This window comes from Leucobacter japonicus (assembly GCF_001273855.1).
In the GTDB taxonomy this organism is placed as follows: domain Bacteria; phylum Actinomycetota; class Actinomycetes; order Actinomycetales; family Microbacteriaceae; genus Leucobacter; species Leucobacter japonicus.
Window position 1 is genome coordinate 418,125 of record NZ_JHBX01000142.1, and the last position, 12,118, is coordinate 430,242.

Consider the following 12,118-nt stretch of genomic DNA (forward strand, 5'->3'; position numbering starts at 1 on the left):
CCCGGCAGTAGGGTGAGACCATGACGCGCGACGCCGAGGTGCGACTGCCGCGCCCGCCGGGTGTGATCCGGCGGGCGTTCGCCGCGCACCCGCTGGCGGTCGATATCACGATCGTCGTCTGGTACTTCATCGGCAGCGGCATCGGCATCTTGCTCGATGTGCTCAGCACGCAGCAGTGGAACGAGGCGACCGGATCGATCGAATGGCCCGGGCCGCCCATCCAGCTGACCTGGCCCTGGGTGCTCATCACCGCCGCGCGCATCCTGATCATCGCCGCGGCGCTCCTCTTTCGACGCAAGTACCCGTTGGCGGGATTGATCGTCATCGTCGTGGTGACTTTCGGCGAACAGGGAATTCAGTCGTTCGCGAATGGCGTTGCGCTGATGTTCTTGCTGTACGCGGTTCCGGTGTACCGGAGCGTCACCGCGGCATGGCTGGGGTATGCCGTCGCGACGGCGGGCATCATCTTGCAGGGTCTGCTCGCGTACTGGAGAGGCTTCGGGGATGTCGCCACCGCGAGCCCCGCGAATCTGTTGGTCGCGGAGACGAGCGCGGTGCGCAGCTTCGGCGAGTTGGTGACGATCACGATTATGGGCGCGCTGTGGATGCTCGCGGTGCTCATGCTGGGGATCAACCTGGGCAATCGTCGGCGCTACATCGCCGCGGTGATCGATCGCGCGCATCAGCTGGCACGGGAGCGCGATCAGCTCGCGCAGCTGGCGGTTGCCGAGGAGCGTTCGCGCATCGCACGCGAGATGCACGACATCGTCGCGCACTCGGTCTCGGTGATGATCGCGTTGTCAGAAGGCGCTTCGCGCGCGGCGGCGACGGCGCCCGAGGCGGCGACCGACGCGATGCGTCGCAGCGCCGAGACCGGTCGAACCGCTCTCGCCGAGATGCGCCGGTTGCTCGGGGCGCTCCACACTCCTGATGAGCAGGCGGCGCTGCTGCCGCAGCCGGGCGTGGAAGATCTGCCGCAACTCGTTGCAGGGTTCCGAGACGCTGGGCTCGACGTTTCGCTCGACGTTTCCGGCGCCGCCGCGGGTGATCGCGGTCAAGACCTGGCGATCTACCGCATTGCGCAAGAGGGGCTCACGAATGTGCTCCGCTACGCGGGAACAGGCGCACGGGTGCGTGTCGAGTTGCATCGGGACGCGGAGCGCACGACCGTCGAGGTGCGTGACTTCGGGCCGGCGGTCGGCGCGGCGGCGCCGGTGACGGGGATCGGTTCGGGGCGCGGGTTGACGGGCCTCGCCGAGCGGGCGCGCGTGTTCGGCGGGCACATCGAATCCGGCCCGGTCGGAACCGCCGACGGGGGAGGGTGGCGCCTGTGGGCGGAGCTTCCCGTCAATGCCGGTGCCCGCGAAGCGACGCAAGTATTCACCACTTCAGCTGCAGAAAGAGAGACGCCGTGAGCGCCGCACCGATCCGAATCATGTTGGTCGACGACCAGGAGTTAATCCGCACCGGCTTCCGTCTGGTGCTGCTTGCGGAGTCAGACATCGATGTTGTCGCCGAAGCCTCCGACGGGGCGGAGGCGCTCGAGCGGCTTGCCGAGTTGGGCCCGGGCGGATGCGACATCGTGCTGATGGATGTGCGCATGCCGGGAATGAACGGGATCGAGGCCACGGCCGAGATTGCGCGTCGGTTCCCGGAGACGCGGGTCGTGGTGCTCACCACCTTCGATCTGGATGAGTACGCGACCGGCGCGATTCAGGCGGGTGCCAGCGGGTTCCTGCTGAAAGACGCACGCCCCACCGAGCTTGTGGACGCCATTCATCGTGTCGCGGCGGGCGATGCGACGATGGCTCCAAGCGTGACGCGGCGCCTGCTCGAGCAGTTGCGCGCTGGCACCGGCTCGGGCGCCGCGCTCGGGTTCGCAGCCAGCGCGGAAACCGAGGCGGACGCGGCGGCGCTCAGCGCCCTGACGGAGCGGGAACACGATGTGCTTCGGCTGATCGCTGAGGGAAAGAACAACGCCGAGATCAGTGCTGACCTCTTTCTGTCGGAGTCCACGGTGAAGACGCACGTGGGGCGGGTGCTCGCAAAGTTGCAGTTGCGCGACCGCGTGCACGCGGTGATTTTTGCAAAGCAACACGGTCTGTAGCGCCGCTCGTGCGAGGCTGAAACCTGGACACGGTGCAGGCCGCACGGGAGGGGAGCAAGTGTAAGCTTCGTATGATCTGATGTTTGATGACGAAGGAGATCCGTTGACCACTCGAACGATGCCTCACCGTCGTGCGCTGCGAATTGCCGGGGCCGCTGGCGCCGGCGTGCTGGCGCTCGCTCTCGCCGCTTGCTCGAGCGGTTCCGGCGACACTGCAGGAGACTCCAACGCTTCGAACGGCGAGTTCCCGGTGACCATCACCCACGCACTCGGCGAGACCACGATCGACGCGCAGCCCGAGCGACCCGCAATCGTGGGGTGGGGCAGTGCGGATGCGGCGATCGCGCTCGGCTCGATTCCGGTGGGCATGCCCGAGCAGAGCTACGGCGACACCGACGGCGACGGCGTGCTCGAGTGGATCAGCGACGCGCTCACGCAGGCCGACGCGGAGACCCCCGTGCTGTACTCCGAAATGGACGGCGTTCCCTTCGAGAAGATCGCGGACACCGAGCCCGATGTGATCCTGGCCGCGAACTCCGGGCTCTCGGATCAGGATTTCAGCACCCTCAGCGAGATCGCGCCGACGGTCGCCTACCCGGGCCAGCCGTACGGCACGAGCTGGCGCGACACCACCGAGCTCGTCGGCAAGGCGCTCGGCAAGGAGCAGCAGGCCACTGAGCTCGTGAGCCAGACCGAGAAGACCATTGCTGACGCGCTCGCACAGCATCCTGACCTCGCCGGGAAGACCGGCATGGTCGCCTGGGTGGATGCGGCGGATCTCGGAAAGATTCAGGTGTACACGCCGGCAGATACCCGCGTGCAGTTCTTGCAGGATCTCGGCCTCACGATCGCCCCGGGAGTGGAAGAGCTCTCGAAGAACGAATCGGGTTTCGTGTTCAGCATCAGCGCTGAGCAGGCCGACAAGCTCGACGCAGATGTTGCGATCATGTTCGTGCAGGGCGGCGACCTGTCGACGCTCGAGAAGGATCCGCTGCTCAGCAAGATTCCTGCGGTCGCGAACGGTACCGTCGTCCTCACCAACGATGAGGACGTGCTGATGGCGCTCTCCTCGCCCTCGGTGCTGTCGATCCCGTGGGCGATCGACAATCTCACGCAGCGCCTCGACGACGCCGCAGCCAAGGTCAAGTGACCGCTGCCACTGCGACGGTCGCCCGAGCCACTCGGCGGCGGCGTCCGCTGAGCCTCGTGCTGACTGTCGCGGTGGTCGTGCTGATTGCCGCGGTGCTGCTGTCGCTGACGATCGGTGCGCGCGACGTCTCGCTCGTGACGGCGTGGGCGGCATTCACGCATCCTGATGCGGCGTCGACCGATCAGGCCGCCGTGCTGTCGCGCGTTCCCACCACCATCACGGGGCTGCTCGTGGGCGCCGCGCTCGGTATGGGCGGGTCGTTGATGCAAGGCATGGCGCGCAATCCGCTCGCCGATCCGGGTCTGCTCGGTGTGAACGCCGGTGCGGCGCTGTTCGTGGTGCTCGGCATGTCGGTGTTCGGTTTGCAGCAACCATTCGCGACCGTGTGGCTTGCGTTCGCGGGAGCCGGCGTCGCGGTGGCGCTCGGCTATCTCGCCGCTGCGGCGAGCCCCGGGGGAGCGACACCCGTGACGCTCGCGCTCGCGGGTGCCGCGATCACGGCGCTGGCCGGGTCGGGTATCGCGGCGATCATCATCTTCGACCAGAGCACGCTTGACCGGTACCGGTTCTGGCAGCTCGGTTCGCTCACCGGCGCGACCCCGGAGACGCTCGCACAGCTGTCGGGTTTTCTTCTGCTCGGGGCCGTGCTGGCGGTGTTCAGCTCGGGCAAACTCAACGCGCTCGCGCTGGGCGACGACGCCGCGCGCGGGCTCGGCGTGCAAGTCGGCCTGCTGCGCGTGACCAGCGCGGGTGCCGTGGTGCTGCTCTGTGGTACGGCAACGGCGCTCGCCGGGCCCATCGGGTTCGTCGGTCTCGCGGTGCCGCACGCGGTACGCGCGTTCGCGGGCACCGACTATCGACGTATCGTGCCGCTCTCGGCCGCGGTCGGCGCGGCGTTCCTGCTCGTTTGCGATGTTGCAGGTCGCGTCATCGCCCGCCCGGGCGTGCTCGAGGTCGGTATCGTCACGGCGGCGATCGGGGCGCCGATCTTCATCGTGCTGCTGCGTCGCGGGCGGATGGTGGGTGTATGAGCCAGATATCTGGTGTCGGGTCACCCGCGCTCGTGACCCCCGAACGTCTGCGGGCCGATCGCCACAGCAGGCGTCTCCGCGACGCCGTCGTGATCGCCGTGCTCGCGTGCGGCGTCATCGTGCTCGCCGCTCTCGTGCTCGTCTGGGGCACGAAATTCACGCCGCTCGACCAGGTCATCGCGGCACTGCGTGGCGAAAGCATCCCCGGGGTGTCATTCTCGGTCAGTTCGATTCGGGCGCCGCGGGCGCTCGGGGCCGTGCTTGTGGGGGCAGCGTTCGGGCTCGGCGGCATTATCTTCCAGACCCTGCTGCGCAACGTGCTCGCGAGCCCCGATGTGATCGGCATCTCGTCGGGTGCCAGTGCTGCGGCCGTCGTGTCGATCGCCTTCTTCGCCGCCTCGGGTACCACGGTGATGGCCGCCGCAGTCTTCGGTGCGCTCGCCACCGCGCTGCTCATCTGGGCGGTCGCGTCGAAGCGTGGTCTCTCGGGGATGCGCTTCGTGCTCGCCGGGGTCGCGGTCGCCGCAGGCCTCCAAGCCGTAATCGCGTATGCGCTGACCCGAACCGACGTGAACCAGGCGCACGAGGCCGTGGTCTGGATGACCGGCTCGCTCTCGCGCAGTCTCTGGGACCAGTTGCGGCCGATCGCGCCGATCCTGTTCGCACTGCTCGTCATCGCCCTGATCGCGGCGCGGCGCATTCCGCTGCTGGCGCTGAGCGTCGACACGGCGCGAGCACTCGGCGTCCGCGAGCAGCGGGATCGGTTGCTGCTCATCGTGCTGGCGGTGCTGCTCATCTCGGTGGCCACTTCACTTTCCGGGCCGATCGCATTCGTCGCGTTCCTCTCCGGGCCGATCGCCACGCGTCTCGTGCGTCGCCCCGAGTCGCGTCCGTTCGCATCGGCACTGGTCGGTGCCCTCATCGTGTTGCTCGCCGACGCCGTGTCACAGCACGCATTCCCGGCTGCCATGCCCATCGGCGTGATCACGGGAGCGATCGGCGCCCCGTTCCTCATCGTTCTACTCATGCGGGGAAGGACCCGAGTATGACCTCCCACTTGCTCGCCGCGAAAGACCTCACCGTCGGCTACGACGGCGACCCGGTGATTACGGGCCTCGACCTTGCGCTTCCCGAGTCGGGGATCACGATGATCGTGGGGGCGAACGGCTGCGGAAAATCGACACTGCTGCGCACACTCGCACGCCTGCTGAAGGCCCGCAGCGGTGCGGTGCTGCTCGATGGCGAGCCGATCCAACGCCTGCACACGAAGCAGGTCGCACGCATCATCGGCCTGCTGCCCCAGGCACCTATCGCCCCCGACGGCATCACGGTGTCCGAATTGGTCGATCGCGGGCGTACGCCGCACCGTGAATGGCTCGGTCGTCGCAACCAGCATGATGATGAGGTCGTGGCCGAAGCGCTTGCCCTCACCCACATGGATGCCTTCGCCGACCGATCCGTTGACGCGCTCTCGGGCGGTCAGCGGCAGCGTGCGTGGGTCGCCATGGCCCTGGCGCAGGAGCCAGACATCCTGCTGCTCGACGAACCGACCACGTACCTCGACCTCGCCCACCAGGTCGAACTGCTTGAACTGCTGGTCACGCTGCAGCGCACTCGAGGCACGCAGATCGTGGTGGTGATGCACGAGCTCAACCTCGCGACGCGCTACGCGGATCACCTCATCGCCATGCGACACGGTGAGATCTTGGCTGAGGGCGCGCCCAATGAGATCGTGAATGAGCAGCTCATCGCCGAGGTGTTCGGGCTCGCTTCGGTCATCGTGCCCGACCCCATTGCCGGCACACCGATGGTCGTCCCTGTCGGAGCACCGCACCCCATCGATCCCGAGCCGCAGGGCGCACCTGCAGCTCCCACCGACGCCCCGGAAGGAACCGCATGAGCACCACCGCCTATCGCCTGTTCGAGGTCACCGCGACAGAGGTGAGCCGACCGGCCCCGGGATTCGTGCGCGTCGTGTTCTCCGGCCCCGAGCTCGAACGATTCGGCTTCGCGGGGCTCGACCAGCGCATCAAGCTGCTGCTTCCCAACGAGCACGGCCGGATTCCCGCGCTGGAGAACGGCGACGGCTGGTACCAGTCGTGGGCGGCGATGGCCGACGATGAGCGGCCGCCGATGCGCACGTACACGCCGCGCGATGTGAGTCGCACGGATGGCGAGGTGCGGGTCACGGTTGATTTCGCGCGGCACGACACCCACCCCGGCCCGGCCTCGGCGTGGGCAGAGCAGGCCACTCCGGGAGCCGCGCTCACGATTTTGGGCCCTGATGCGCAGTTCGCCGGCCCGAACACCGCGGTCGGATGGATCCCTCCACAGCGCGCCGAACGGTTCTTGATCGTCGGTGACGACACGGCGCTTCCCGCGATCGCCGGGATTCTGGCATCGCTTGAAGCCACGGCCTGCGCACACGTCATTCTTGAGGTGGCGGATCGCGCAGACGCCGCACTCCTCGACGCCGATGCGCTGCTCGCGTCGGGGCGAGTCGAGCTCACCGTGCTGCAGCGCGATCCCGCTGCGCCGGGTGCGGCCCTGGTGGAGGCGGTGCGCGGACTCGAATCCGTGTTCCCGGGTGGGCTCGGCGATGTCGAGCGATCGGCGGCGGCTGCGCAAGACGAGCTGCAGGAGATCGACGTGGACCGCGACATTCTCTGGGAAGTGCCCGGTATCGACGCGCTGACCGGAACGCCGGCCGCGAGCGACACGCGATCTTCGGAGGGATACGCGTGGCTGGCGGGTGAGGCCGGGGCCATCAAGCTCATTCGTCGGCATCTCGTTACAGAACGCGGCATCGACCGTCAATCGGTCGCGTTCATGGGGTACTGGCGGCGCGGGCGGGCCGAGAACTGATCGTGCCGGATCGCAGATCACAGCGGACCTCAGGGTCCGCGGCATAGGTCACCCCCTAGGCTGAAGCCATGACGAAAATCGCTGTGGTTCCCGGCTCCTTCGACCCGGTCACGATGGGGCACCTCGATGTCATTCTGCGCGCAGCGCGCATCTTCGATGAGCTGCACGTGCTGGTGGTGCATAATCCGAATAAGACGGCGATGCTGCCGATCACCGAGCGCATGTCGCTCATTCAGAAGTCGCTCGCCGACGCCGGCGCACCCACCAACATCACCGTCGCGTCATGGTCGGTCGGGCTGCTCGTCGATTACTGCACCGAGGTCGATGCCTCGGTGCTCGTGAAAGGCATCCGGTCGCAGATCGATGTGTCGTACGAAACCCCCATGGCCATCATGAATCGCAGTCTCGCCGACGTCGAGACCGTGTTCATGCTGCCCGACCCGGCGCACGCCCACGTCTCGAGCACGCTGGTGCGACAGGTCTCCGAGATGGGCGGCGATGTCAGCCCGTACGTTCCCGACGCCGTCGCCCGCTTCCTCGAGAAGCGTCACCCGGCGTAGGCCCGGGCGCGCACGCGGTAGACTGCTTCGGTGAGTAAGAGCCGTGTCTACGAGGAGAATATCCGCGACATCATCAACCGTCCGGGGGAGATGCGCGAACGTTCGCGCACGCTGACGGTTCCCGAGAAGTTCGGCGAGGGGCTCGCTGAGATTCCTGCGGGTGTCGAACTCGATCTCGATGTGCGTCTCGAATCGGTGCACGAGGGCATTCTGGCCTCGGCCGAGATCGCGACGACCATGCAGGCCGAGTGCGGTCGATGCTTGAAAGATTTCACCACGCCGTTTCAAGTCGAGTTCCAGGAACTTTTCGCGTATACTCCTACGGAGGCCGAAGAGTATGGGGTTCACGGTGATCACGTGGATCTTGAACCCCCGCTCCGAGACGCGGTAGTGCTTGCACTGCCGTTCCAGCCTGTGTGTCGTCCGGACTGTCCGGGACTCGATCCCGAGTCCGGTGAGCTGCGCGACACCGAGGCTGCGGTGGCAAACACCACGGATGTAGATCCGCGGTGGGAGGCGCTGGCGGGTTTTGCTCCGGAAGGCGCGAAGACCAACGCAGTCGAGGCTGAAGAAGACCACGGCTCGGGTGAGACTCCCGAGTCCGAAAGCAAGTAGGAAAGAGAGCATCATGGCTGTTCCCAAGCGGAAGACGTCGCGATCGAACACCCGCCACCGCCGTTCGGCGTGGAAGGCCGAGGCCCCCACTCTGGTGAAGACCGTTGAAAACGGCCGCACCGTGTACAGCCTCCCGCACCGCGCCCGCGTGGTCGAGGATTCGCAGGGCAACGCCCTCTTCCTCGAGTACAAGGGCCGCAAGGTCGCTGACGCCTGAGTTGACCCAGAGCGTTGTAGAGCCGTCGGGCTCCCCGGAAGGGGACCCCGGCGGCTTTCTCCTTGCATTCGGCGTTCGGGCCGATCCCGAACTGATTCAACTTGCTCTGACGCATCGCTCATGGGCGTACGAGCACGGCAGCGCACCACACAACGAGCGACTCGAGTTTCTCGGCGACTCGGTGCTGGGGCAGGCCGTCACCGTGAAGCTCTACGAGACCTTCCCCGATTTCAGTGAGGGCGAGCTCGCGAAACGCCGCGCCGCACTCGTGTCGACCGTTGCACTCGCCGAAGTCGCCCGTCAGCACGGCATCGGAGAACTGTTGCGTCTCGGCAAAGGTGAAGAGCTCACCGGTGGGCGCGACAAGGACTCGCTGCTCGCCGACGCGGTTGAGGCGGTGATCGGAGCGGTATACCTCTCCACCGACCCGGCGACTGCGACTCGCTTCGTGCTCGATCTGATCGAGCCACTGCTCGAAGACACCGATCGGTTTCTCGAGTCGCTCGAGGCGCTCGACCCGAAAACCTCACTGCAGCAGGAGGCCTCGCGCCGCGGGCTGCCGCACCCGCCGTTCGAGACGCGCGGCACCGGCCCAGACCACGACCGGCGGTACACGTCGAGGGTGGTTCTCGACGGCATCGTCGGCGAGGGGGCAGGGACCAGCAAGAAAGCTGCCGAACTTGCCGCGGCTCGCGACGCCGTGAATCGACTGCGCACGCCCGCGAAGCGCCGGCGTGCCTGAACTCCCCGAAGTCGAAGTGGTGCGCGCCGGGCTGGCGCCCGCCGTCACCGGCGCCCGTGTCGTCTCGGCTCAGGTGATGGACCCGCGCGCGTTGAAGCGCCATCTGCCGACCGCTGGCGACGATGGTCTCGGCGGCCACGGAGTGACATTGACGGCTGAAGCTGGCGCGGCACGTTCGGCCGACTTCGAACGGCGCGTGACCGGGCTCACACTGAGGGCGCCCGAGCGTCGAGGCAAGTTCCTGTGGGTGCCGACGAGCGGCAGGTCAGCCGCGGGGGAGCCGCTGGCGCTGCTCGCGCACCTCGGCATGAGCGGCCAGGTGTTGCTGCGCGCGCACGACGCAGTCGATGACCGACACGTGCGCATTCGGCTGTGGATCGCGCACCCCGACCACGGTGAGCTGCGGGTGGACTTCGCCGACCAGCGACTGTTCGGATCGCTGGCGCTCGATGCGCTGCACCCGGCGAGCGACGGGCCCGGCGTGATTCCGACGCAGGCCGCGCACATCGCGCGCGACCCGCTCGATCCGGCTTTCGACGATGCCCGTTTCGTCGCCGCGCTGCGCTCGCGTACTTCCGGGGTCAAGAAGCTGCTGCTCGATCAGACGCTGATCAGCGGTGTGGGCAACATCTACGCAGATGAGGCGCTCTGGCGAGCACGGCTTCACCCAGAGACACCCGGCAGCGCAGTCGGCCCGCGCAAGGCAGTGGAGTTGCTCGCACTGTTGCGTGCGGTGTTCGCACAGGCGCTCGTCGAGGGCGGCACGAGCTTTGACGCGCAGTACGTCAACGTGAACGGGCAGGCGGGGTATTTCGCCCACTCGCTGAATGCCTACGGTCGCACCGGGCAGCCCTGCCCCCGGTGCGGCACCCCCATCAAGCGCATCACCTTCGGCGGGCGTGGGTCGCACTTCTGCCCGAAGTGCCAGAAGCGGCGCACCGTATCCTGAAGGCATGGCAGATGAAGCGACACGTGCGATCGCGAATCTTGGAAGAGCTGGTTGGCGATACCGCCCCTCGGTGCCGGCGGAGTCTGGGGTGCCCGGTGCGCTCGAGCACGCGTCTCCTGCGCTGCTGACGTGGGTCGACTCTTTCAGTGAGTTGTCGAGCTTCGACGATGCGGTCTGGTTTCTGAGCCGAATCGACTACGCGGTTGAGGACGCCGACGGGTTTGCGTGGAATGCCTGCGAGACGTTGAGCCTAAATGCCGCGAACACTGCCGCAGCAGTGGCTGAGGTGACCGCCTATTGGCGCGAGCACACCCCGATTCTGCTCAGCGTCTGCGGCGATTACGCGTATCTGGCGGAGCGCGCGGATGGTGCCATCGTGCACGGGGCAGAGCCCGAGTTTGAGGTCTCCACGGTGGTGGCACCTGATCTGACGACGCTGCTCAACGTGCTTGCCCAACTCGATACCCACAGTGCGGGTCTTCTCGAGCAACTCGTGTATGTCTCATAGCCAGCTCTCGCCCTCGTATGCTGGCGGGCGCGTCACGCGCAAATTCTCCGCGGCGTCCACCCGCCGCGGTGCTAGCGTGTTCAGGTCCGTTGAGCTCGCGAATTGAGGTGGTCCGTGTGGGTCGGAAAGCCGCGCCTCGCGCCACGGTGTGCGCGGATTGGCGTGCTGAGGCCGAGACCTTCGTGCTGAGTGTTCGGGCGTCCAACCCGCGAGACGCGTGGTCGGCACCCCTCCTCTGGGTCTCTGTAACCGTAGGCGTCGCGTCTGGTGGACTTGCGTGGATGGCCGCCCAGAGCAGTGCGGCGAGCGTGGTGACGGCGTTCGCGGTTGCAGCACTCGTCGCGACCGTTATCGGGTACATGCGCCTGTCGCTGCAGGCGCGAATGATGACCTTGACGCTGGGCAAACGGTCACTCGCCATCGATGATGGTGTGAGCATCGTCCAGGTACCCCTGAGCGATCTGCGCCGCCTATTGATCGTTCACGATGGCGCTTCGGCTCGTATCGCAGTCGATTCGGCTCCCAGTAGAGTTCGCTGCTCGGTCGGGGCGTTATATCGCCACAATTCGGTCGAACGATTTGTGGCCGAGGTTCCTGCACCGGCCCAGCGATGGCTCGAAGCCTCTGGGCTGGTGAACACCACATCGGTCACGCGCGGTGTGCTGCGCAGTGGCTATCGTGCGACTGGGCGGCGTCTCGAGCGCCACGTGCGGATGCCCAGTTCGCAGCGCAGCGCCTAGACTGGCACGATGACGCAGCCGTATTCGTCGCAGGTTCCGCAGCCGCAGTATCCGCAACCGCAGCAGTTTCAATATCCGTATGCCGTGTTCACGGGCGCCTACGGAGAAAACTCGACCGGTGCCTACTATCCAGCGCGCGCAGAGATCAGCAACGGGTGGATCACGCTGTGGGTCATTACTGCCACGGGGTGGGCTCAGGTGTTCAGTGTGGCGGCGACCGAGGTGACGGTGAAATCTGCAGCACAGCGCATCACCCTCGTCGTGCGGGGGCAGAGCTATCCGCTGCTCGCCGATCCGACCGTGGTCAACCGGGTGCTGCGCTACGGCATCGCAGGCACGGTCGCGACCGTGCTCGACCACGACCGATTCGCGGCGGGCGTCGACCTGAGTCGAGGCCTGACGCAAGTGTCGGCCGCCGGGTCGTGGGTGACCCAAGGAGGGCCCGAGTTCATTGCCGCCGCACGCGCATCGGGCGCTCGAACGTCGCGGATGGGCTACGGCGCACTGATGGGTATCGGTTGCGGCGCCGGGATCGCCGTTGTGCTGTTGGTGACGGTGGTCACCGTGGCCATGCTCAGCCTGTAGCCCGCTGAAACGACAGCGGGGGCCGTGCGTTGCCGCACGACCCCCGCTG

15 protein-coding genes are annotated in these 12,118 nt (G+C 66.9%); all 15 read left to right on the plus strand.

The genetic code is table 11. The features are described from left to right. Nucleotides 1–20 precede the first annotated feature (20 nt). The 15 genes from AMS67_RS16085 to AMS67_RS16155 all read left to right on the plus strand — a co-directional run bounded on the left by AMS67_RS16085 (nt 21) and on the right by AMS67_RS16155 (nt 12,069). A complete protein-coding gene (locus AMS67_RS16085; RefSeq protein ID WP_053388235.1) occupies nt 21–1,415 on the plus strand; it encodes a sensor histidine kinase in 1,395 nt (464 codons plus the stop codon). Next, nucleotides 1,412–2,107: a response regulator gene (locus AMS67_RS16090; protein ID WP_193787092.1), complete on the plus strand. Its 696-nt coding sequence runs from the start codon at nt 1,412–1,414 to the stop codon at nt 2,105–2,107. Before AMS67_RS16085 ends, AMS67_RS16090 begins: the two co-directional genes overlap by 4 nt. 103 nt (nt 2,108–2,210) lie before the next feature. Beyond that, nucleotides 2,211–3,257, plus strand: coding sequence for an iron-siderophore ABC transporter substrate-binding protein (locus AMS67_RS16095; protein WP_241488120.1), 1,047 nt, complete (start codon nt 2,211–2,213; stop codon nt 3,255–3,257). Next, nucleotides 3,254–4,288, plus strand: a complete 1,035-nt coding sequence (locus tag AMS67_RS16100; protein WP_082305569.1) for a FecCD family ABC transporter permease — start codon at nt 3,254–3,256, stop codon at nt 4,286–4,288. The genes AMS67_RS16095 and AMS67_RS16100 overlap by 4 nt, the downstream gene beginning before the upstream one ends. Continuing rightward, nucleotides 4,285–5,337, plus strand: a complete 1,053-nt coding sequence (locus AMS67_RS16105; RefSeq protein ID WP_053388237.1) for a FecCD family ABC transporter permease — start codon at nt 4,285–4,287, stop codon at nt 5,335–5,337. Before AMS67_RS16100 ends, AMS67_RS16105 begins: the two co-directional genes overlap by 4 nt. Then, the gene (locus tag AMS67_RS16110) at nt 5,334–6,188 is read left to right on the plus strand and encodes an ABC transporter ATP-binding protein (protein ID WP_053388238.1); all 855 of its coding nucleotides are present in this window, start codon (nt 5,334–5,336) and stop codon (nt 6,186–6,188) included. The genes AMS67_RS16105 and AMS67_RS16110 overlap by 4 nt, the downstream gene beginning before the upstream one ends. After that, on the plus strand, nt 6,185–7,153 hold the full coding sequence (locus tag AMS67_RS16115; RefSeq protein ID WP_053388239.1) for a siderophore-interacting protein: 969 nt from the start codon (nt 6,185–6,187) through the stop codon (nt 7,151–7,153). The genes AMS67_RS16110 and AMS67_RS16115 overlap by 4 nt, the downstream gene beginning before the upstream one ends. Nucleotides 7,154–7,221: 68 nt before the next feature. Then, nucleotides 7,222–7,713, plus strand: coding sequence for a pantetheine-phosphate adenylyltransferase (coaD, locus tag AMS67_RS16120; RefSeq protein ID WP_053388240.1), 492 nt, complete (start codon nt 7,222–7,224; stop codon nt 7,711–7,713). A gap of 30 nt (nt 7,714–7,743) precedes the next feature. After that, the gene (locus AMS67_RS16125) at nt 7,744–8,328 is read left to right on the plus strand and encodes a YceD family protein (RefSeq protein WP_075201457.1); all 585 of its coding nucleotides are present in this window, start codon (nt 7,744–7,746) and stop codon (nt 8,326–8,328) included. Nucleotides 8,329–8,341: 13 nt separating this feature from the next. Continuing rightward, nucleotides 8,342–8,545 (plus strand): 50S ribosomal protein L32, encoded by a 204-nt coding sequence (rpmF, locus tag AMS67_RS16130; protein WP_053353224.1) that lies wholly within the window; start codon nt 8,342–8,344, stop codon nt 8,543–8,545. Nucleotide 8,546: 1 nt separating this feature from the next. Continuing rightward, the gene (gene rnc / locus AMS67_RS16135) at nt 8,547–9,287 is read left to right on the plus strand and encodes a ribonuclease III (protein WP_082305570.1); all 741 of its coding nucleotides are present in this window, start codon (nt 8,547–8,549) and stop codon (nt 9,285–9,287) included. Further along, a complete protein-coding gene (mutM, locus tag AMS67_RS16140) occupies nt 9,280–10,236 on the plus strand; it encodes a bifunctional DNA-formamidopyrimidine glycosylase/DNA-(apurinic or apyrimidinic site) lyase (RefSeq protein WP_053388242.1) in 957 nt (318 codons plus the stop codon). Before rnc ends, mutM begins: the two co-directional genes overlap by 8 nt. A 4-nt stretch (nt 10,237–10,240) precedes the next feature. Continuing rightward, nucleotides 10,241–10,744 carry a hypothetical protein gene (locus tag AMS67_RS16145; RefSeq protein ID WP_053388243.1) on the plus strand — a complete coding sequence of 168 codons (504 nt, stop codon included), beginning with the start codon at nt 10,241–10,243 and terminating at the stop codon, nt 10,742–10,744. 281 nt (nt 10,745–11,025) lie between these two features. Next, the gene (locus AMS67_RS16150; RefSeq protein ID WP_053388244.1) at nt 11,026–11,484 is read left to right on the plus strand and encodes a hypothetical protein; all 459 of its coding nucleotides are present in this window, start codon (nt 11,026–11,028) and stop codon (nt 11,482–11,484) included. A gap of 9 nt (nt 11,485–11,493) precedes the next feature. Then, nucleotides 11,494–12,069: a hypothetical protein gene (locus AMS67_RS16155; RefSeq protein ID WP_053388245.1), complete on the plus strand. Its 576-nt coding sequence runs from the start codon at nt 11,494–11,496 to the stop codon at nt 12,067–12,069. Nucleotides 12,070–12,118 lie beyond the last annotated feature (49 nt).

What these genes read in the sequence shown, in the direction of transcription:
- AMS67_RS16085 (WP_053388235.1), top strand. Translation starts at nt 21, where the DNA reads ATGACGCGCGACGCCGAGGTGCGACTGCCGCGCCCGCCGGGTGTGATC.
- AMS67_RS16105 (WP_053388237.1), top strand. Translation starts at nt 4,285, where the DNA reads ATGAGCCAGATATCTGGTGTCGGGTCACCCGCGCTCGTGACCCCCGAA.
- AMS67_RS16110 (WP_053388238.1), top strand. Translation starts at nt 5,334, where the DNA reads ATGACCTCCCACTTGCTCGCCGCGAAAGACCTCACCGTCGGCTACGAC.
- AMS67_RS16115 (WP_053388239.1), top strand. Translation starts at nt 6,185, where the DNA reads ATGAGCACCACCGCCTATCGCCTGTTCGAGGTCACCGCGACAGAGGTG.
- coaD (WP_053388240.1), top strand. Translation starts at nt 7,222, where the DNA reads ATGACGAAAATCGCTGTGGTTCCCGGCTCCTTCGACCCGGTCACGATG.
- rpmF (WP_053353224.1), top strand. Translation starts at nt 8,342, where the DNA reads ATGGCTGTTCCCAAGCGGAAGACGTCGCGATCGAACACCCGCCACCGC.
- AMS67_RS16145 (WP_053388243.1), top strand. Translation starts at nt 10,241, where the DNA reads ATGGCAGATGAAGCGACACGTGCGATCGCGAATCTTGGAAGAGCTGGT.
- AMS67_RS16150 (WP_053388244.1), top strand. Translation starts at nt 11,026, where the DNA reads ATGGCCGCCCAGAGCAGTGCGGCGAGCGTGGTGACGGCGTTCGCGGTT.
- AMS67_RS16155 (WP_053388245.1), top strand. Translation starts at nt 11,494, where the DNA reads ATGACGCAGCCGTATTCGTCGCAGGTTCCGCAGCCGCAGTATCCGCAA.